19 protein-coding genes are annotated in these 20,868 nt (G+C 59.9%); 17 read left to right on the top strand and 2 right to left on the bottom strand.

Translation table 11 applies throughout. The annotated features are described in order from the left end of the window. Positions 1 to 43: 43 nt before the first annotated feature. On the bottom strand, positions 44 to 730 hold the full coding sequence (locus SR858_RS26215; protein WP_019924060.1) for a 5'-methylthioadenosine/adenosylhomocysteine nucleosidase: 687 nt from the start codon (positions 728 to 730) through the stop codon (positions 44 to 46). A 384-nt stretch (positions 731 to 1,114) separates the two neighbouring features. Beyond that, the gene (locus SR858_RS26210; protein ID WP_019924059.1) at positions 1,115 to 3,076 is read right to left on the bottom strand and encodes a bifunctional diguanylate cyclase/phosphodiesterase; all 1,962 of its coding nucleotides are present in this window, start codon (positions 3,074 to 3,076) and stop codon (positions 1,115 to 1,117) included. Positions 3,077 to 3,452: 376 nt separating this feature from the next. On the opposite strand from SR858_RS26210, the gene SR858_RS26205 reads away from it, so the two are divergent. The 17 genes from SR858_RS26205 to SR858_RS26125 all read left to right on the top strand — a co-directional run bounded on the left by SR858_RS26205 (position 3,453) and on the right by SR858_RS26125 (position 20,801). Beyond that, positions 3,453 to 5,144: a GMC family oxidoreductase gene (locus tag SR858_RS26205; RefSeq protein WP_019924058.1), complete on the top strand. Its 1,692-nt coding sequence runs from the start codon at positions 3,453 to 3,455 to the stop codon at positions 5,142 to 5,144. A 111-nt stretch (positions 5,145 to 5,255) separates the two neighbouring features. Further along, a complete protein-coding gene (locus tag SR858_RS26200; RefSeq protein ID WP_026637686.1) occupies positions 5,256 to 6,038 on the top strand; it encodes an ABC transporter ATP-binding protein in 783 nt (260 codons plus the stop codon). Further along, complete coding sequence (locus SR858_RS26195; RefSeq protein ID WP_019924056.1) at positions 6,038 to 6,745, top strand: ABC transporter ATP-binding protein; 708 nt, start codon at positions 6,038 to 6,040, stop codon at positions 6,743 to 6,745. Before SR858_RS26200 ends, SR858_RS26195 begins: the two co-directional genes overlap by 1 nt. Before the next feature lie 33 nt (positions 6,746 to 6,778). Continuing rightward, the gene (locus SR858_RS26190) at positions 6,779 to 7,975 is read left to right on the top strand and encodes an ABC transporter substrate-binding protein (protein ID WP_019924055.1); all 1,197 of its coding nucleotides are present in this window, start codon (positions 6,779 to 6,781) and stop codon (positions 7,973 to 7,975) included. Between the two features lie 108 nt (positions 7,976 to 8,083). Further along, positions 8,084 to 8,968 carry a branched-chain amino acid ABC transporter permease gene (locus SR858_RS26185; protein ID WP_026637685.1) on the top strand — a complete coding sequence of 295 codons (885 nt, stop codon included), beginning with the start codon at positions 8,084 to 8,086 and terminating at the stop codon, positions 8,966 to 8,968. A 10-nt stretch (positions 8,969 to 8,978) separates the two neighbouring features. Continuing rightward, the gene (locus SR858_RS26180) at positions 8,979 to 9,962 is read left to right on the top strand and encodes a branched-chain amino acid ABC transporter permease (RefSeq protein WP_019924053.1); all 984 of its coding nucleotides are present in this window, start codon (positions 8,979 to 8,981) and stop codon (positions 9,960 to 9,962) included. Positions 9,963 to 10,099: 137 nt separating this feature from the next. Further along, complete coding sequence (locus SR858_RS26175) at positions 10,100 to 12,172, top strand: D-(-)-3-hydroxybutyrate oligomer hydrolase (protein WP_019924052.1); 2,073 nt, start codon at positions 10,100 to 10,102, stop codon at positions 12,170 to 12,172. A gap of 500 nt (positions 12,173 to 12,672) precedes the next feature. Continuing rightward, positions 12,673 to 13,434, top strand: coding sequence for a sulfite exporter TauE/SafE family protein (locus tag SR858_RS26170; RefSeq protein WP_019924051.1), 762 nt, complete (start codon positions 12,673 to 12,675; stop codon positions 13,432 to 13,434). A 182-nt stretch (positions 13,435 to 13,616) separates the two neighbouring features. Further along, the gene (gene mnmG / locus SR858_RS26165; RefSeq protein WP_026637684.1) at positions 13,617 to 15,554 is read left to right on the top strand and encodes a tRNA uridine-5-carboxymethylaminomethyl(34) synthesis enzyme MnmG; all 1,938 of its coding nucleotides are present in this window, start codon (positions 13,617 to 13,619) and stop codon (positions 15,552 to 15,554) included. Beyond that, the gene (gene rsmG, locus SR858_RS26160; RefSeq protein WP_019924049.1) at positions 15,551 to 16,210 is read left to right on the top strand and encodes a 16S rRNA (guanine(527)-N(7))-methyltransferase RsmG; all 660 of its coding nucleotides are present in this window, start codon (positions 15,551 to 15,553) and stop codon (positions 16,208 to 16,210) included. Before mnmG ends, rsmG begins: the two co-directional genes overlap by 4 nt. Positions 16,211 to 16,315: 105 nt before the next feature. Next, a complete protein-coding gene (locus tag SR858_RS26155) occupies positions 16,316 to 17,086 on the top strand; it encodes a ParA family protein (RefSeq protein WP_019924048.1) in 771 nt (256 codons plus the stop codon). Between the two features lie 11 nt (positions 17,087 to 17,097). Next, entirely contained in the window at positions 17,098 to 17,982 is an 885-nt protein-coding gene (locus tag SR858_RS26150) for a ParB/RepB/Spo0J family partition protein (RefSeq protein ID WP_019924047.1), read from the top strand. A 279-nt stretch (positions 17,983 to 18,261) separates the two neighbouring features. After that, positions 18,262 to 18,597, top strand: a complete 336-nt coding sequence (locus tag SR858_RS26145; RefSeq protein ID WP_019924046.1) for an ATP synthase subunit I — start codon at positions 18,262 to 18,264, stop codon at positions 18,595 to 18,597. 21 nt (positions 18,598 to 18,618) lie between these two features. Then, a complete protein-coding gene (atpB, locus tag SR858_RS26140) occupies positions 18,619 to 19,416 on the top strand; it encodes a F0F1 ATP synthase subunit A (protein ID WP_026637683.1) in 798 nt (265 codons plus the stop codon). A 59-nt stretch (positions 19,417 to 19,475) separates the two neighbouring features. After that, positions 19,476 to 19,757 carry a F0F1 ATP synthase subunit C gene (gene atpE, locus SR858_RS26135; protein WP_019924044.1) on the top strand — a complete coding sequence of 94 codons (282 nt, stop codon included), beginning with the start codon at positions 19,476 to 19,478 and terminating at the stop codon, positions 19,755 to 19,757. Between the two features lie 37 nt (positions 19,758 to 19,794). Next, positions 19,795 to 20,265 (top strand): F0F1 ATP synthase subunit B, encoded by a 471-nt coding sequence (locus tag SR858_RS26130; protein ID WP_026637682.1) that lies wholly within the window; start codon positions 19,795 to 19,797, stop codon positions 20,263 to 20,265. Positions 20,266 to 20,267: 2 nt separating this feature from the next. Next, on the top strand, positions 20,268 to 20,801 hold the full coding sequence (locus tag SR858_RS26125; protein WP_019924042.1) for a F0F1 ATP synthase subunit delta: 534 nt from the start codon (positions 20,268 to 20,270) through the stop codon (positions 20,799 to 20,801). Positions 20,802 to 20,868 lie beyond the last annotated feature (67 nt).

Raw genomic sequence — 20,868 nt, 5'->3', positions numbered from 1 at the left:
AACCTGTTGTAGACCCTTTGGGCCGGCGTTTGCCGGCCTTTTTTTATGCCTTGCAGAAGTTCTCGATCACCTCGAATGCGTAGCGCGACGCCACGGTTTCGATGAAATGCAGGAAATCGACGGCCGCATCGTCGTTGGCATTGTCGGAAATGGTGCGGATCACCGCGAACGGTATGCCCAGCTCGAAACACACTTGCGCCACGGCCGCGCCTTCCATTTCCACCGCCAGCAAGTCGGGCAGGACGGTCTTTAAAGCGACGATCTGTTCCAGGCTGCCGATGAACTGGTCGCCGCTGGCAATCAAACCACGGTGCACGCGCGTGGTTTTGGCAGCAGCGGCCGCCAGCCGTTCGGTCAAAGCCACGTCGGTGGCAAAGCGCGACAGGCCGGTCAATGGCACCTCGAATCGGGGAAATAGCGGTGACGCATCCATATCGTGCTGGACCAGACTGTCGGCCACCACGATATCGCCGACATTCACGTGCGCATCCCCGCTGCCGGCAACGCCGGTGAAGACGATGTGGGTAACACCGAACTTTTCCACAAGGATCGCGGCTGTCATGGCAGCGGCAACCTTGCCAATTCGCGACAGAACGCACACAGCGTCGATTTCCCACAGTTTCCCTGTCGTGTACTCACGCATGCCGTGAACGCGCGTGGCGGGGCTCTGGAGGGCTTCCAGCAGCCCCTGCTGTTCTTCGGCCAACGCACTGATGATGCCAAGACGCATGTTTTTTCCCTTGTTTTTGGATCGATGACGACGTTTTGCATGTGGACAGCAACGTCCTTGTCCACAGCGCAGCGTTCAAAACGGTCGATTCTAAGGCGTTTCTTGCGTGCAGAACGGGACTTGGACTGCGAACAGGCCTGTGGTTGCCGCTGTTTTCGGGCTGTTTTGAGTGGTTTTCGGGTTTTGTCGGGGCTGTTGCTGTTTACTTGTTTACAAAGAATTTATATAAAATAATAGTAGTAGTAAACGCGGTCAAAGCTGTGGATAAGTTCTGTATACGTTTACGAATCAGCTGTTTACAACTTTTACAAGCAGGCGCATAAGCGCTGTACCAGTTGCAGAACAATTTCTGCATAAAATTACGGCCTTTGCTTCACCAGGCGCTTACTCACATCGATCCTTGTGGATATCCAGAACGTTATCCACAGAAGCGTAGTGCTGGAAGCGATTTCTACCGCTTTCCTTGGCCCCATACATGGCTTGATCGGCGTTTTTCATGAGCGTTTCGATATCTTTGCCGTCTTGCGGGTACAAAGCGATGCCGATGCTGCTTGAAATCTCCGCGATATGGGCGCCATCGCCGTCCAGGTCGAACGGTGTGCTCATCTGTTTGAGGATTTCCCTGGCGGTGCGGGTGACGTCGGCCGGGTTGCGCAGCTCGCCAAGCAGGGCGATGAACTCGTCGCCGCCGAGTCTGGCCACCAGGTCGGTGCCGCGCATCGAGGCGGTCAACCGTTCTGCCACTTGTTTGAGCAGCAGGTCGCCCTTGTCGTGCCCCAAGGTGTCGTTGACCTCCTTGAAACGGTCGAGATCGACGAACAATATTGCCATCGGCAACTTCGCCCGGTCCGCTTTCTTCATTTCCTTGCGTAATAGTTCGTAGAACATGCGCCGGTTGGCCAGCCCGGTCAGGCCGTCGAAATTGGCCTGGCGCCAGATCCGTTCTTCCGATGCCTTTTTTTCCGTCACGTCGCTCAGTAACGCGACGTAGCGGAACGGGTGGCCGAAGTCGTCGTGGACGGTGTCGAACCGGATTTCCGCCAGGTACTCGGTGCCATCCTTGTGGCGGTGCCACACTTCACCGTCCCACTGGCCTGTCTCGCGGATGGTTTTGGTCATGCGCGCAAAAAACTCGACACCTTCGCGCCCGGCGGTTAATTCGTAGCTGCGGCGACCGATCACTTCGTGTTCCGTATAGCCGCTGAGCAGGGAAAAAGCGGGATTGACGGTCAGGATGCGGCCTGCGGCATCGGTCACCATCATCGCTTCGCCGATATTGTGGAACAGCAGCGCCGACAATTTCATCGATTCCTCGTTGGCGCGCAGCTTTTGCTCCATGTCGCGGCTCTCGCCCAGCAGTGCGCGGATGCGCAACTCGCGTTCTTCCTGGCGCGCATAAGTGCGCAGCGAATACATGCCGCCGGCCGTCATCAGCAACAACAGGCAAACCAGGCCGGCGCCGGCCACCAGGTAGCTGCGGTTTTTCTGGCGCGCCGCCTCGGCATCGCTGCTGCCCACCAGCATTACCAGCGGAAATTGGTCAAACATGCGGTAACTGTAGGTGCGATGCAAGCCGTCGATGATGCCGACCGCCTTGTAGGTGCCGGTGTTGCCGTTGCGTAGATGCCTGAACAACTCGCTGTTGGACAAGTCGCGTCCGAACGACTGTTCGAACAGCGGCGCGCGGGCGATGATCTTGCCATCGCGGTAGAACAGGGTGATCGAAATATCGGCGGTAAACCGCGAATTGTCGAACACCGAGGCGTAGCGCTCGACATTGAGCGGCGCCAGCAGCACGCCGATGAACTCGCCTTTGGCGTTTTCCACCCGGCGGCTGACGAAAAACAGTTTTTTACCCGTGTATTTGCCACGTACCGGTGCGCCGATATACGGCCGGTTACCGTTGGCGTTGTCGAGATGGATCTTGAAGTAGTCGCGTTCCGCATAGTTCTGGCCGGTGACATCGATATCGAGCGACGTGGCAACGACATTGCCCCGCGTGTCGAGAAAAGTGAGCCAGTAATCGACATTGAAATTGGCCGCGCGTGCCGATAACAAGTCGGAAATGGCAGCGCGGGAAGGATTTTGCGTGCTGGGCAGCACCTTGATGGCATTGGCAAAACCGATCATGGCCAGGTCCACCGACTGCAGCGAGTTGGCCACATACGCTTCCATCGCTTTCACGTAGTGATCGGTCTGGCTTTGCAATGCCTGTTCGCGTTCGATATAGGACGTGCGGACCTGGGTGATGACCACCGTGACGGCCAGCGTTGCAGCCAGAAACAGGCCCGTGAGCAAGCGACGGCGAAAGCGCAGGTAGGCAGGCGATCGCGGTTGGGTAGGCATGGATGACAATCGGTCTCCGACACGGTTGTGAGGCGTTGTCTTGCACAAGCCGAGTATAGGGGAAAGCCTGTGCTGGCGCGATGTTCGCGTTGGCGCGTGCTGTGGTTTACTCTAAAAGATGTATATAAAGAATAGTAGTAGTTGTTTACGTGGACACTTTTCTGTGGATAAGTCGCTATTTTGGATTAGAATCAGGCGTTTACGCGCTGTAGAACCGGGCGCGTAAACTGTGTATGTGGACAGGCACTGTTTTTGGATAAAAAATGGTGTCCCCAAAAAAAATTCGTTTACGCACATTTCGCACCTGTGGATATCCATAAGGTTATCCACATGGGTAAACACCTCTTTTCAGGGGCGTGACCGGGGGAGCCGCAGTTTGGAATCAGCAGGTGACTACGACTACATCATCATCGGCGCGGGCTCGGCCGGCTGCGTCCTCGCCAACCGCCTCAGTGCGGATTCCACCAAACAAGTCCTGCTGATCGAAGCGGGCGGACGCGACGATTATTTCTGGATCCACGTTCCGGTTGGCTATTTGCACTGCATCGACAATCCGCGTACCGACTGGATGTACCGCACCGAAAGCGAAGCCGGCCTGGGCGGACGCAGCCTGATTTACCCGCGCGGCAAGTTGCTCGGCGGCTGTTCGTCGATCAACGGCATGATTTATATGCGCGGCCAGGCTGCCGATTACGACCGCTGGGCCGAACTGGTCGGCGACGACAGCTGGCGCTGGCAGTCGGTGCTGCCGCTGTTCAGGAAGAGCGAGGATTACCACGGCGGCGCGTCCGATTTCCATGGCGCGGGCGGGCCATGGCGGGTAGAAAAGCAGCGCGTGTCGTGGCCGGTGCTGGAAGCGTTTCGCGCTGCCGCCGAGCAGTGCGGCATTCCGAAAACCGACGATTTCAACCGCGGCGACAACCACGGTTGCGGCTATTTCGACGTCAACCAGAAGCGCGGCATCCGCTGGAACACGGTCAAGGCGTTCTTGCGGCCGGCTGCGCGCCGGCCCAATCTGACCATCATGACCGGCTGCCATGTGGAACGGTTGCTGTTCGCGCCGGCTGCGGGGGAGGGCGGCCCACGAGAGGGCGGCTCACGACAGGGCGGCCCACGAGAGGGCCGCCCGCGTTGCACCGGCGTGGTGTTTACCGGTGGCGGCACGCGCTATACGGCCAGCGCCAGCGCCGAGACCGTACTGGCCGCCGGCGCCATCGGCACGCCGCAGATCTTGCAGTGTTCGGGCATCGGCGCGGCCAGCCGTCTGCATGCGCTCGGTATTGCGCCGGTACTCGATCGGCCCGGGGTGGGCGAAAACCTGCAAGACCACCTGCAACTGCGCATGATCTTCAAGCTCGGGCGTGGCGCGCGCACCCTCAACACGCTGGCGGCAAGCTGGTTCGGCAAGCTGCGCATCGGCGCCCAGTATGCGGCGTTCCAGAGCGGTCCGATGTCGATGGCGCCGTCGCAACTGGGCGCCTTTGCCCGGTCCGATCCCGGCCAGGCCACGCCCGATTTGCAGTACCACGTGCAACCGCTGTCGCTGGAAAAGTTCGGCGACCCGCTGCACGCGTTTCCCGCCTTTACCGCCAGCGTGTGCCACTTGCGGCCGACATCGCGCGGCCATGTGCGCATCGCCAGCGCCGATGCGCATATACCGCCAAAGATTTCGCCGCTGTATTTGAGCACCGCGCACGACCGCCAGGTGGCGGCCGCCGCGCTGGCGTTGACGCGCCGCATCGTTGCCGCGCCGGCGCTGGCCGCCCTGGCTCCTGAAGAATTCCGGCCCGGCGCGCACCTGCGCACGGACGCGGAACTGGCCGACGCCGCTGCGGCGATCGGGACCACCATCTTCCACCCGGTGGGCACATGCAAGATGGGTCGCAGCGACGATCCGGATGCCGTGGTGGACAGCCAATTGCGCGTAATCGGCGTGCAAAACTTGCGCATCGCCGACGCCTCCATCATGCCGCTGATCACCGCCGGCAACACCAATTCTCCCACCATCATGATTGCGGAAAAAGCAGCCGAGCTCATCAAGAAACCCAATCAGCATAAGGGTGTCTGACTAGATCTGGATCAAACAATCCTCGTATTTATACCGTATTGTTGGTCAATTTGTTACTGTGTATGATCTGAAAAAAAGGCGGTACCTTGCATATAAAAACAAGGAGACAGGATGTCAGGCTTTATTTTGGAAACACAGCATTTGACCAAGGAGTTCCGCGGATTTACCGCCGTTAGCGACGTCAATCTTCGCGTCCAGCGCGGTCATATCCATGCCCTCATCGGCCCCAACGGCGCGGGCAAAACCACCTGTTTTAATTTGCTCACCAAGTTCCTGGTGCCCACGTCCGGCCGCATCCTGTTCAACGACAAGGACATCACGGCAGCCAAACCGGCGCACATCGCGCGGCTCGGCGTGATCCGTTCGTTCCAGATTTCCGCCGTGTTTCCGCACCTGACGGTGCTGCAAAATGTGCGCATCGGCTTGCAGCGCCAGCTTGGCACCAGCTTCCATTTCTGGCAAAGCGAACGCAAGCTCGCTGCCCTCGACGACCGCGCCATGGCCTTGCTGGCCGAGGTCGATCTGGCCGGTTTCGCGGACACGGTCACGGTCGATATGCCTTACGGACGCAAGCGCGCGCTGGAAATCGCCACCACCCTGGCGATGGACCCGGCATTGATGCTGCTCGACGAACCCACCCAGGGCATGGGCCACGAAGACGTGCACCGGGTTACCGAACTGATCAAAAAAGTCTCGGCCGGGCGCACCATCCTGATGGTCGAACACAATATGAAAGTCGTGGCCGGGATCTGCGACCGCATCTCGGTGCTGCAGCGCGGCGCCATGCTGGCCGAAGGCACGTATGCCGAGGTGTCGCGCAACCCGCAGGTGATGGAAGCCTATATGGGAACCGAAGCAGGCACCGAAGTCCACGAACTCGAAGGAGCGCACTGATGACCGCAGCGCTCGACATCTGCAACCTGCAAACCTGGTACGGCGAATCGCACATCCTGCACAACGTCAACTTGCGCGTGCAAGCGGGCGAGGTGGTCACTTTGCTCGGTCGTAACGGCGCCGGCCGCACCACCACATTGCGCGCCATCATGGGCCTGACCGGCGCCCGCAAGGGTTCGATCAAGGTCAACGGTGCCGAGGCGATCGGCCTGCCCACGCACCAGATTGCCCACCTCGGCGTTGGCTATTGTCCCGAGGAGCGCGGCATTTTCGCCTCGCTGTCCACCGAGGAAAACCTGCTGCTGCCACCGCAGCTGGCCGGCGCCAAGCAGGGCATGGCGCTGGCCGATATCTACGCCATGTTCCCCAACCTCGAGGAGCGCAAGCATAGCCAGGGCACCCGGCTGTCCGGTGGCGAGCAGCAAATGCTGGCTGTCGCGCGCATCCTGCGCACCGGCGCGCGGCTGCTGCTGCTCGATGAAATCTCGGAGGGGCTGGCGCCCGTGATCGTGCAAGGCCTGGCGCGCATGATCAAAACCCTCAAGGCCAGCGGTTACACCATCGTCATGGTGGAACAGAATTTCCGGTTTGCCGCGCCCCTGGCGGACCGGTTCTATGTGATGGAACACGGTCAGATCGTCGAGACCTTTGTTGCATCCGAACTCAGCGCCAAGATGCCAGTGTTGACGGAGCTTCTCGGCGTGTAGCGGTTTTCGTTCCAATATTCCTCGGGAGACACCATGAAACGCAAAGTACTCGTCAGCGCCTGCGCGCTGTGCCTGTCGTATGGCGCGCAGGCGCAAATCTCAGGCGACACCATCAAGATCGGCATGATCACCGACATGTCCGGCCTGTACACCGATATCGACGGCGCCGGCGGCGCCGAAGCGATCAAGATGGCCATTGCCGATGCCGGTGGCGCCATCGCCGGCAAGAAGGTGGAATTCGTTTCCGCCGACCATCAAAACAAGGCCGACATTGCCGCGTCCAAGGCGCGCGAATGGTTCGACCAGCAGGGCGTGGACATGCTGATCGGCGGCACCAATTCCGGCGCCAGCCTGGCCATGGCCAAGGTCGCTGCGGAAAAGAAAAAAGTGTTTATATCGATTGGCGCCGGTTCGGCCCGGCTTACCAACGAGGAGTGCACGCCGTACACCGTGCACTATGCCTACGACACCATCGCCCTGGCGCGCGGCACCGGCGGCGCCATCGTCAAGCAGGGCGGCAAGAACTGGTATTTCCTCACCGCCGATTACGCGTTCGGCCAATCGCTGGAAAAAGACACGGCGGACGTGGTGAAATCGGCCGGTGGCAAGGTGCTGGGGGCGGTCAAGCACCCGCTGTCGGCATCGGATTTTTCGTCGTTCCTGCTGCAGGCGCAATCGTCGGACGCGCAAATCCTGGGCCTGGCCAATGCCGGTGGCGACGCCATCAACGCCATCAAGGCCGCCAACGAGTTTGGCATCACCAAGAAAATGAAACTGGCGGGGCTGCTCATTTTCATCAACGATATCCACTCGCTCGGGCTCAACCTCACGCAGGGCATGTACCTGACCGACGGCTGGTACTGGGACCAGAACGACGATACCCGCGCCTGGTCCAAGCGCTATTTTGCCAAGATGAAGAAAGAGCCATCGATGCTGCAGGCGGCCGATTATTCCGCTGCCGCCCAGTACCTGAAAGCCGTCAAGGCTACCGGCACCGACGATGCCGACAAGGTCATGGCCTGGCTCAAGGCCAACAAGGTCAACGACATGTTTGCCAGGAACGGCGTGATCCGTCCGGACGGACGCATGGTCCACGATATGTATTTGATGGAAGTGAAAAAGCCATCGGAATCGAAATATCCGTGGGATTACTACAAGGTGGTGGCCACCATCCCCGGCGACCAGGCGTACGCCACCAAGGCGGAAACCAAGTGCAGCCTGTGGAAATGATGTGATGCCTGCCCGGGGCGGCCATTCGGCTTGCCCCGGTTCTTACCCTCCCGACCCCCGCCTGGCACAGCGCACCTCGAGCAGGCGACTTTTTTTGTTAGTGATCTCATGGAAATATTCGGCCGTCCCTTGACCGTGTGGTTGAGCCAGCTAATGCTGGGTCTCGTCAACGGTTCGTTCTACGCGATGTTGTCGCTGGGCCTGGCAGTGATTTTTGGCCTGCTCAACGTGATTAACTTTTCCCATGGCGCCCTGTACATGATGGGCGCGTTCGTGGCCTGGATGGGCATGACGTATTTCGGCCTCAGCTACTGGTGGATGTTGCTGCTTGCGCCTTTGACCGTCGGCGCGTTCGGCGTAATCGTCGAGAAAACCATGCTGCGCTGGCTGTATAAACTGGACCACCTGTACGGGCTGCTGCTCACCTTTGGCATCACCTTGCTGGTCGAAGGCGTGTTCCGCTCGTTCTACGGCGTGTCGGGCCAGCCGTTCCAGACACCCGACGCGCTGGCTGGCGCTACCGACCTCGGCTTCATGGTCATGCCGCACTACCGCGCCTGGGTGGTGGTCGCCTCCGTGGTGGTGTGCCTGGCCACCTGGTACGTGATTGAAAAAACCAAGCTGGGCTCTTACCTGCGCGCCGGTACCGAAAATCCCAAGCTGGTGGAAGCGTTCGGCGTCAACGTGCCGTTGATGGTCACGCTCACCTACGGCTTCGGCGTCGCGTTGGCGGGCTTTGCCGGGGTGCTGGCGGCGCCGATCATCCAGGTCCAGCCGCTGATGGGCCAGAACCTGATTATCGTCGTGTTCGCTGTTGTGGTGATCGGCGGCATGGGCTCGATCATGGGCTCGATCCTGACCGGCCTCGGGCTTGGCGTGATCGAGGGCCTGACCAAGGTGCTGTACCCGGAGTTTTCCTCGACGGTGGTATTCCTGGTGATGATCGTGGTGCTGCTGCTGCGTCCTGCCGGTTTGTTTGGTAAAGAAAAATAAGAGGCTCTTCATGAACAAGACACTCGGTTATTCCCTGGCCCTGGCGGTCGCGCTGGCGGCGCCCTTCATCGGCTACCCCGTGTTCCTGGCCAAGCTGCTGTGCTTTGCACTGTTCGCTTGCGCCTTCAACTTGCTGATCGGCTTTACCGGCCTGCTGTCGTTCGGCCACGCGGCCTTCTTTGGCGGCGCCGGCTACGTGGTGGGCAACGCCCTCAAGGTATGGGGCTGGCCGGTCGAGCTGAGCCTGTTCATGGGACTGCTCAGTGGCGCCGGCCTGGGCCTGGTGATGGGCGGGCTGGCGATCCGCCGCCAGGGGATTTATTTTTCCATGATCACCTTGGCGCTGGCGCAGATGGTGTTTTTTATCGCGCTGCGCGCCGGCGGTTTTACCGGTGGCGAAGATGGTTTGCAGGGTGTTCCACGTGGCAGCGTGCTCGGCATGATCGACCTCGGCAACGACTTGCTGCTGTACTTCTTCGTGCTGGCGCTGGCGGTTGGCGCGTTTGCGCTGATCGTGCGCACGGTCCACTCGCCGTTCGGCCAGGTGCTGATGGCGATCAAGGAAAACGAGCCGCGCGCGATTTCGCTCGGTTACGACGTGGACAAGTACAAGCTGCTGGCGTTTGTGCTGTCGGCCGCGCTGGCCGGCCTGGCCGGCGGCCTCAAGGTGCTGGTACAGGGCTTCGAAACCCTGACTGACGTCCACTGGACCATGTCCGGCCTGGTGGTACTGATGACCCTGGTTGGCGGCATGGGCACGCTGGCCGGTCCCATCCTCGGCGCGGTGATCATCATCATGCTTGAAAATAAACTGGGCGACTGGGGCATTTACCTGTCGTCGGTCAGCGGCATCGAGTGGTTCACCACCATCGGCGAGGCGGTCAACATGGTGGTGGGACTGATCTTCATCATTTGCGTGCTGGCATTCCGGCGCGGAATCATCGGCGAGTTCCTGGCCTGGAGCCGGAAAAAGCCGGTGGCCAGGCCGGCCTGAGAGTTTTCTGGACCAAGTATGACGTAGCACATGCGCCGGGCGATCTGCCCGGCGTTTTCCATTTGGACGGGGTAAATTTCTGGCAGCAGTCTGGAGGGACTCTTTCCGTCCATCATTTACCAATCTGGAGGATGAGCATGAAAACCACGACACTTGTCTCCGCCGTTACGGCCGCTATTGCCACCCTGGCATTGAGCGCCTGCGGCTCACACCATGGCCACCACGGCGAACCGAACGAAGCACCGCGCTACCTGCGCGACATCAGCGTTGTCACCTACGATGGCGTGTCCGACGATTTGCTGACCGGCGGCCTCGGCGCCTCCGGACTGACTGCCGCCGCACCGGTGCCCGGCTATGCCGATCCACTCAATCCCACGCCGGCCGAGCTGCGCCGCAACGCCATCTATTTCAACTACCGGGCGATTGCCGACGTCAATCCCACTGCCGGCTATGGCCGCCTATACGGACCCAATGTCGATGTCAACGGCGTGCCCACCACCGGCGAGGGCAAGATCGCCGGCACCGAGTACATCGCTTACGCCGACGACGGCAGCGGCAACCAGAACGTGACGGTCATGGTGCAAATACCGGACAGTTTCGATGTCAGCAACCCGTGCATTATCACCGGCGCCTCGAGCGGTTCGCGCGGCGTGTACGGGGCGATTGCCACGGCGGGTGAATGGGGCCTCAAGCACAAGTGCGCGGTGGCTTATACCGACAAGGGTACCGGCACCGGCCTGTACACGTTCGAGGACGACAGCGTGAACCTGCGCACCGGCGTGCGCGCACCACGTACGACAACAGGCAACAACGCCAATTTCTCCCCGGCGATTACCGAAGCCGAACGTGCCGCGTTTGCTGCCGCTTACCCGGGCCGCATCGCATCCAAGCATGCGCATTCTCAGCAGAACCCGGAAAAAGACTGGGGCACGCACGTGCTGCAATCGGTGGAGTTCGCTTACTACGCGCTCAACGAAAAGTTTGGTGAGCCGGGCAGGGACGGCAAGGGTCACCGCGTGCGCTTTACGCCGCGCAATACGATCACCATCGGTTCCAGCGTTTCCAACGGCGGCGCTGCCGCGCTGCTGGCTGCCGAGCAGGACCGCAAGGGCCTGATCACCGGACTGGCGGTAAGTGAACCGCAGATCCAGCCCAAGGACACCACCAGCTACTCGGTGCGCCAGAACGGCACGCCGGTGACGGGGCAGGGCAAGCTGCTGATCGACTACTCGACGTATGCAGCGCTGTACCAGCCGTGCATTGCCGCCACGGCAGCGACGTCCGGCCGCTGCACGGCGCTCGTGGCCAAGGGCCTGCTGGTCGGCGCCGACCTGGTGGCGCAGCAGCTTGACGCCAGGGCGCGGCTGCGTGCCTACGGCTGGCTGGCGGAGTCCGATCCCTTGCAGGCAACCTACTCGCCGATCAATGTATTGGTGGCCGTCACCTATACATTTGCCTATGGCCGCTTCGCGCCCACCGACAAGGTGTGCGGCTTTACCTTCGGCCCGGTCGATACGGCGGGCTTGCCAACCACGTTCACCGCCGCGCAAAAGGCTGCCAGCTTTGCCACCCAGAACGGCATCATCGGCACGCCGATCTACGAGGATTCGGTCGGCGGCGCCCGGTCGTATGCGGCGGGTGTTTCGCCCAGCACCAACCTGGCCGACCAGTCGCTCGACGGCTTCCTGTGCCTGCGTGCACTGGCCACCGGCATCGATCCCGTCAACGGCAACGCGCTGACCGGCACGCTGGCCGCGCAAAGCAAGCGGGTGCGCGACGGGGCCGCCGAGGTGGTTGCAAATGGCAAGCTGAACGGCAAACCGGCGATCATCGTGCATGGCCGCAGCGATACGCTGATGGTGGTGAACTTTACGTCGCGTGCGTACCTGGGACTGAACGCGGCAGCGGAAGGCTCCTCAAGCAAGCTGCGCTACATCGAGGTCACCAATGGCAACCACTTCGATGTGCTGACCAATGCGCTGCCGCAGTACGTGATCCCGCTGAACGTGTACCTGTTCCGCGCGCTCGACGCGATGATGGCGCATCTGCGCAGCAATGCTGCATTGCCGCCATCGCAAGTGGTGCGCACGACCACTCGGCCGGATAATGCGGTGCCGTTGACGGAGGCGAACCTGCCGCCGATTGCAGCCGCCCCGGCGCCAGCCAACGCGATCACTGTCAGCGGCACGACGGTGGACGTGCCGCAATAAGCTTGGTACAAGGCGGTAGCGCACTGCGCTGCCGCCTTCTGCTTGTTTGTATTCCGCACTACCAACTGTGCACTGAGCAAGTTTCACTTAGCTTAACCCGCACCGGCACCGGCACCGGCACTTGCACTTACACCCACACTCGCACTTGCACTTGCACTCGCACCGCACCGCACCGCACCGCACCGCACCGCACCCACTCGCACCGCACCACTCGCAGCTACAGCCACATCGCTGTACTGAACAGTACCGGCACAGCAACCGAGATGGGGATACGTCACGTAGGTGCTTCGCCACTGGAATCTGCTGCTTATGCAATTTGCAGAGCTATGCCGTTTCGGCATGGGCTGCACCCGCTTTGGGCTGCGGTTTGTGGTAGCAGCAGCGCAACTCACCTGTCGCGGTCCAACATCATTTGCCGTTGCAATGCCATCTCGGCATGAGGCCTGAGTCCCGTTGTTCCGTACAATACAGCCTTGAAAAATTGACGGACGGCGGTAGCAGTGGATTACTTGATATTGGGTGTGGCCGCATTTGGCGCGGGACTGGTCGATGCGGTGGTGGGTGGGGGCGGGCTGATCCAGATGCCTGCGATTTTTTCGGTGTTCCCCAACACCGCGCCGGCCACCTTGATCGGCACCAATAAGCTGGCGTCGATCTTTGGCACCAGCGTGGCGGCGGTCAGTTATGCGCGCCGGGTGGCGGTGGCCTGGACCGTCGCCGCGCCAGCGGCGTTTGCCGCGCTGATCTTTTCCTTCCTCGGTGCGTACACCGTCACCAAAGTATCGCCCGACTTTCTGCGTACGGCTTTGCCGGTGGTGCTGCTGCTGGTGGCGATCTATACGTTTGCCAAGAAAGACCTCGGTTCGGTGCACGCGCCGCTGCATACGGGGCGCAAGGAGCAAACGCTGGCGCTGATCATCGGCTCGGCGATCGGCTTTTATGACGGCTTCTTCGGCCCCGGCACTGGCAGCTTCCTGGTGTTCCTGTTCGTGCGGATCTTCGGCTTTGACTTTCTCAGCGCGTCGGCGGTCAGCAAGATTGTCAATGTTGCCTGCAACTTTGCCGCGCTGGTATGGTTCGGCTACAGCGGCCACCTGCTATGGCAGTTGGGCCTGATGATGGCCGTGTGCCAGATTGCCGGCTCGGTGATCGGTACCGGCCTGGCGATGAAACATGGCAGTGGCTTTGTGCGTAAATTGTTTTTGATCGTGGTATCGGTGTTGATTGCCAAGACCGGGTACGACGCTTACCTGAGGTGGTAACGATGGCGTGATGTTTCACGTGGAACCAAACCACATCAAAGAGCAGGGCGCTTGTCGAAAGATGAGCGCCCTTTTTTAATGTTTCACGTGGAACCAAAGCAGAATATTTTTGCCTAAAAAAGTCGCAGCTACAAAAAGACTCTATAATTTGACCTTACTCCCTCCGCTTTAAAAATTCCATCATGTTATTTCCAACTTCATTCGACGTCATCGTTGTCGGCGGTGGTCACGCCGGCACCGAGGCCGCACTTGCTTCCGCCCGCATGGGCCAGAAGACTTTGCTCTTGACGCACAACATCGAGACACTGGGCCAGATGTCGTGCAATCCTTCCATCGGCGGTATCGGCAAAGGCCACCTGGTCAAGGAAGTCGATGCCATGGGTGGCGCGATGGCGATCGCCACCGACGAATCGGGCATCCAGTTCCGCATCCTGAATTCCTCGAAAGGCCCGGCAGTACGCGCCACCCGCGCCCAGGCTGATCGCATCTTGTACAAGGCAGCGATCCGTGCACGCCTGGAAAACCAGCCGAACCTGTGGCTGTTTCAGCAGGCCGTCGATGACCTGATGGTGGAGGGCGACCGCGTGGTGGGCGCCGTTACCCAGATCGGCCTGAAATTCCTGGCGCCAGCCGTGGTGCTGACCGCTGGTACTTTCCTCGACGGGAAGATCCACGTCGGGCTGCAAAACTACTCGGCCGGTCGTGCCGGCGATCCGCCAGCGATCTCGCTGTCGGCCCGTTTGAAAGAACTGAAACTGCCACAAGGCCGCCTGAAAACCGGCACGCCACCGCGCCTCGACGGCCGCTCGATCGACTTCGCGCAAATGACCGAGCAGCCGGGCGACCTCGATCCGGTGCCGGTGTTTTCGGTGATGGGCAATACCGCCATGCATCCGCAGCAGCTGCCGTGCTGGGTAACCCATACCAATAACGAAACCCACGACATCATTCGTGCGGGCCTTGATCGCAGCCCGATGTACACGGGCGTGATCGAAGGCGTGGGTCCGCGCTACTGCCCGTCGATCGAAGACAAGATCCACCGCTTTGCTTCGAAAGAATCGCACCAGATTTTCCTCGAACCAGAGGGCTTGACGACCCACGAATTCTATCCAAACGGCATCTCGACCAGCCTGCCGTTCGACGTGCAAATCGCCCTGGTGCGCTCAATGAAGGGGCTGGAAAACGCCCACATCCTGCGTCCCGGCTATGCCATCGAATACGATTATTTCGACCCGCGCGGCCTGAAAGCATCGCTGGAAACCAAGGCGGTGGGCGGCCTGTATTTCGCCGGCCAGATCAATGGCACCACTGGTTACGAAGAAGCGGCAGCGCAGGGCATGCTGGCGGGTATCAACGCCGCGCTGCAAACCCAGGGTCGCGAAGCCTGGACCCCGGCGCGCTCGGAAGCCTACCTGGGCGTGATGGTCGACGACCTGGTCACGCAAGGCGTGATGGAACCGTACCGCATGTTTACCAGCCGCGCCGAGTACCGCCTGAGCCTGCGCGAAGACAATGCCGACATGCGCCTGACCGAAATCGGCCGCAAGCTTGGCTGCGTGGGCGACGCCCAGTGGGAAGCATTCGACCGCAAGCGCGAGGCCGTGGCCCGCGAACTGGAACGCCTGCGTTCCACGTGGGTCAATCCGCGCATCCTGGAAGCCGCTGAATCGGAGCGTGTGATTGGCCAGGCCATCGAGCGCGAGTACTCGCTGGCCGACCTGCTGCGCCGGCCGGGCGTGGGCTACGACAAGCTGATGACCTTGTCCGGCATCGACGGCCGCGACCTGGCCGGCCCTGGGGTCACTGACGATGCGGTGCGCGAACAGATCGAAATCCAGCTCAAGTATTCGGGCTATATCGACCGCCAGACCAAGGAAGTCGAACGCCACGAACACTACGAAAACCTCAAACTGCCGGAAGGTTTTAATTACCTCGACATCACCGCGCTGTCGGTGGAAGTGCGCCAGAAGCTGCACGCCCAGCGCCCGGAAACCCTGGGCCAGGCCTCGCGCATCTCAGGTGTGACGCCTGCGGCCATTTCGCTGCTGCTGGTCCATCTGAAAAAAGTGGGCTTCGGCGGCTTTTTGAACAAGGAGCAGAAAGACGAGGTGGCGCAATGAAGGTCTTCGATCGCGCCGTCGTTGCTGACGTTTTACGCACCGGAATCGCCGGCCTCGAGCTCGACCTGAGCGAGGCCCAGGTCGAAAAACTGCTCGACTACCTGGCCCTGTTGAACAAGTGGAATGCGGTGTACAACCTGACGTCGGTACGCGATCCGCTGCAGATGGTCACGCTGCATTTGCTCGATTCGCTCGCTGCCGTGGCCGCGTTCAAAGACGCCAAAAACGTGCTCGACGTGGGCGCCGGTGGTGGCTTGCCCGGTATGGTGCTGGCGATTAGCCGGCCGGACATGAAAGTGTCGATGATCGACACCGTGCACAAGAAAACCGCGTTCCTGAACCAGGTCAAAGCGGAGCTGGAATTGACCAACGTGACGGTGTACACCAAGCGCGTGGAGCAGCTGGAAGTCAAAACCAGGTTCGACGTGATCACCTCGCGCGCCTTTGCCGACCTGTCCGACTTCGTCAACTGGTCCGGCCATTTGCTGGAGCAGGGCGGCCAGTTCATCGCCCTGAAAGGCACAGCGCCAGCGGAGGAACGCGAGCGGCTGCCGAAGCCATGGAAGGTGCAGAAACTGCAGCCTTTGCAGGTGCCGGGGCTGGAGGCGGAGCGCCATCTTGTGTTCATAAAATCAGAACACGCAGAAACAGTATAAATGGTTTAAATCGTATAAATCGTTTATATGAAATAAACGGTATAAATCATTTAAACCGTATAAATAATTTTTTGGAAAATACCGTAGGAAGACGATAAAAAATACATGGCAAAAATTTTCTGCGTAGCGAATCAGAAGGGCGGGGTGGGCAAGACCACCACCACCGTCAACCTGGCGGCCGGACTGGCAAAGCTGAACCAGCGCGTGCTGCTGGTGGACCTGGACCCGCAGGGCAACGCCACCATGGGCGCCGGCATCAACAAGGCCGGCCTGGCCGCCTCCACCTACGAGGTGATGCTGGGCGAGTCCGACGTGGCCGCCGCGCGCCTGCGCTCGGAGGCAGGCAGGTTCGATGTGCTGCCATCGAACCGCGAGCTGGCCGGCGCGGAGGTGGAGATGGTGGCGCTCGATAACCGCGAGCGGCGCCTCAAGCTCGCGCTGGCGGCAGTGGACCAGGACTACGACTTCATCCTGATCGATTGTCCACCGGCATTGTCGATGCTCACCTTGAACGGCCTGTGCGCCGCGCACGGCGTGATCATCCCGATGCAGTGCGAGTACTACGCGCTCGAAGGCTTGTCCGACCTGGTCAACACCATCAAGAAGGTGCACGCCAACCTGAACCAGGATCTGAAGATCATCGGCCTGTTGCGCGTGATGTTCGATCCGCGCATGACGCTGTCGCAGCAGGTCTCGGCCCAGCTCGAACAGCACTTCGGCGACAAGGTCTTCAAAACCATCATCCCGCGCAACGTGCGTCTGGCCGAAGCGCCGTCGTATGGCATGCCCGGCGTCACGTTCGATCCATCGTCCAAGGGCGCGCAGGCGTATATCGCCTTTGGCGCCGAGATGGTCGAACGCATCAAGAAAATGTAAGGCACCTATTTATGGCAACCAAAAAACTCAAGGGCCTGGGCCGCGGCCTCGACGCGCTGCTTGGCGGCAGCGACGACAAGGCGGCGGACGCCAACACGCCATCCGAATTGCCTGTCACGCAAATGCAGGCCGGTAAATACCAGCCGCGCACGCGCATGGACGAGGGCGGCCTGCAGGAACTGGCGGCATCGATCAAAACCCAGGGCATCATGCAGCCGATCCTGGTGCGCCCGGTCGGCACCGACCCGCTGACCGGCGCGGTCACGTACGAAATCATTGCCGGCGAACGCCGTTTCCGCGCGGCGCAACTGGCCGGACTGGACGTGCTGCCGGTATTGGTGCGCAACGTCGATGACCAGGCTGCCGCCGCCATGGCGCTGATCGAAAACATGCAGCGCGAAGACCTCAATCCGCTGGAAGAGGCGCAGGGCATCCACCGCCTGATCACCGATTTCAGTTTTACCCACGAACAGGCCGCCAACGCGGTGGGCCGTTCGCGCAGCGCCGTGTCGAACCTGCTGCGCCTGATGAACCTGGCGTCGAGCGTGCAAACCATGTTGATGGCCGGCGATATCGACATGGGTCATGCGCGCGCGTTGCTGGCGGTCGATGCGGCCACGCAAATCAACCTGGCCAACACGGTCGTTGCCAAACGGTTATCGGTGCGCGAAACGGAAAAACTGGTGACGCGCACGCTGGAAGAGCAACAGGCGGCGCCGGCCGAGGCGCGGCAAAAGGAAAAGTCCGGAGATATCACCAGGCTGGAAGAAGAACTGTCGGACAAGCTGGCCACACCGGTGGTCTTCAAGATGGGCAGCAAGGGACGCGGCCAGATGATTATCGACTTTGCCGACCTCGATATCCTCGATGGTGTGCTGGCAAGACTGCGTGCTTGAGCCGGCACGAGGAAAAATGGGAGATGACAGCAGATCGCAGCATTGTTGATTTCAAGTCACAAATCGGCTGTTTTCTCCCTTTTACCTCATCCGGCGCCAAAGTGGTGCAACGCGTTTGGAAATGTTTGTAAAAGCGTCTCTTTCGCGCACTAAATGCTCTGGTGCGGTGCAGCATGTTTGACGTGATACAGGAAAGACACATATAATCACGCGTCTTTGAGTTTATCGGCAATTTTTTGGAGCCTCGCAGTGATTAAAACGACGAGTGTTTCGAGGCCGATGTTTAAAGTCGTCGCCCTCCAGTTGGCCATCGCAACTGGATTCGCCTTGCTCGCCTGGAACCTGGGTGGAGTACTCAAAGCATGGTCGGCCGCCTATGGCGGAGCAATCGCAGTCATCGGTAGCCTGGTGTACGCGATGATTGTCATGGGCGCAACGAATGATCCAAAAAAGACTTTCCGGACGCATTTTCGCGCGGAAATGGTCAAGTTTTCCATCACTGCAGCGCTGTTTATTGTCGCGCTGGTGCTATTTTCATCGGCCGCTTGGTTATGGCTGATCTTAGGTTTCGCGGTGGCAACCATGGCGTATTGGTTTGCACTGCTTGCAGTTTAATTAACAAAATCTGACGACATTATGACCACTGAACACGGGGGGCACTCAGCCCCGGCTAACGCCACAGAATACATCAAGCACCACTTGCAACATCTGCAAACCAGCGATGGCATGTTTAACCTGGACACGTTCTGGGTTTCGGCCATCCTGGGCGCGATTTTCCTCGGTGTCTTCTACATGGCTTCGCGCCGTGCCACCGCTGGCGTGCCGGGCAAGCTGCAAAACTTCGTCGAACTGGTCATGGAACTGGTGAACGACACTGTTAATAGCGCGTTCCACGCCAAAAGCGCGGTGATCGCACCATTGGCCATCACCATCTTCGTCTGGGTGTGGCTGATGAACGCCATGGACTTCCTGCCGGTGGACCTGCTGCCGAAGGCACTCGAGTTCTTCGGCGTGTACAACCTGCGTGTGGTACCAACCGCCGATGCCAACCTGACCTTCGCCCTGTCGCTGTCGGTCCTGCTGTGCATCTTCGGTTTCTCGATCAAAGCCAAGGGCCTCGGCGGTTACGCCAAGGAGCTGTTCACGGCGCCATTCCATGCAACCGGCTTCGCCGCCATCTTGCTGGCACCGGTCAACTTCCTGCTGCAAATGGTTGAATTGTTCGCCAAGCCAGTTTCGCTGGCGCTGCGACTGTTCGGCAATATGTATGCCGGCGAACTGATTTTCATCTTGATCGCGTTGTTGCCTTGGTGGGCGCAGTGGCTGTTGGGTGGTCCATGGGCAATCTTCCACATCTTGATTGTAACTTTGCAAGCTTTTGTGTTTATGGCGTTGACGGTTGTGTATCTGGCCCTTGCGGTTGAGAAGCACTAATCACCAACTTTATAGTTTTATTTTTTAGTATCTTTCGTTTTTTAAATTAGGAGAAATATATGCAAGCTCTGATCGCACAAGTACAAGGCATGACCGTTCTGGCAGTCGCTATCATCATTGGCCTGGCCGCTATCGGCACCGCACTGGGCTTCGCCATTCTGGGCGGCAAATTCCTGGAAGCGTCGGCACGTCAACCAGAACTGATGCCACAACTGCAAACCAAGCTGTTCGTTATCGCTGGTCTGCTGGATGCGATCTCGATGATCGGCGTTGGTGTTGCTCTGCTGTTCACGTTCAACAACCCATTCCTGACCGCTGTTATCGCCGCTGCTGGCCAGTAATACTGCTCCAACCGGGGAAACTAATTAGGAGCAAGGTATGAACGTTAATATGTCGCTCATCGGCCAGATGATCACCTTCGCGGTGCTCGTATGGTTCTCGATGAAATTCGTATTCCCGGCGCTGAACACCGCGCTGGACGAGCGTGCCAAGCGTATCGCCGATGGTCTGGCAGCTGCCGACCAAGGCAAGGCTTCGATGGCAGTCGCTGAAAAGCGCGCTGCAGAAGCCCTGACCTCCGCCCGTGACGAAGCTGCCCAGCGCGTCGCGGACGCAGAAAAGCGTGCGCAACTGGTCGCAGAAGAAATCAAGACCAACGCCAAAGCTGAAGCCGACCGCATCATTGCGCAAGCCAAGGCAGAAGCCGATCAGCAAGTTACCCAAGCCCGCGAAGCACTGCGCGCACAAGTAGCCGACCTGGCCGTCAAAGGCGCCGAGCAGATCCTGAAGCGCGAAGTCAACGCGTCGGCCCACGCCGACCTGCTGGCCCGCCTCGCGACTGAGCTGTAATCATGGCTGAACTCGCAACCGTCGCCCGTCCTTATGCGGAAGCCCTCTTCCGCGTAGCCCAAGCCGGCAACCTCGCGCAGTGGTCCGATCTGGTGTCCGAAATGGCCCAGATCGGCAGCAACGCCGATGTCCAGGACTATGCCCGCAATCCGAAAGTGTCGGAGAGCGAACTCGCCGCCACCATCGCGTCGCTGGTGAAATCGCCGATGACCGCAGAAGCGAATAACTTCCTCGGCATGGTGGTCGCCAATGGCCGTATCGAATTGCTGCCGGAAATCGGTGCCCAGTTCCAACTGCTCAAAAACAGTGCAGAAGGTGCAGCGGACGCCGAGATCACGAGCGCGTTCGATCTGAGCGCCGCCCAGGTGTCCGATCTGGTCGCCACGCTGGAAAAGAAATTCAGCCGCAAGCTTAACCCGACTGTCACGGTCGACCCATCGCTGATCGGTGGTGTGCGCGTGGTGGTTGGCGACGAAGTGCTCGACACTTCGGTCCGCGCCAAGCTGCAACAGATGCACGTCGCGCTGGTTCAGTAAGAACCCGCTGGCTACGGCAGACCAAACATACCCTCGCGCAAGCGGAGAGAACTAAATTAGGAGTTAG

Source organism: Duganella zoogloeoides, from assembly GCF_034479515.1.
GTDB classification, from domain to species: domain Bacteria; phylum Pseudomonadota; class Gammaproteobacteria; order Burkholderiales; family Burkholderiaceae_D; genus Rugamonas; species Rugamonas zoogloeoides.
The sequence above is the reverse complement of the archived record's forward strand: the minus strand, read 5'-3'. Positions and strand labels throughout refer to the sequence as shown.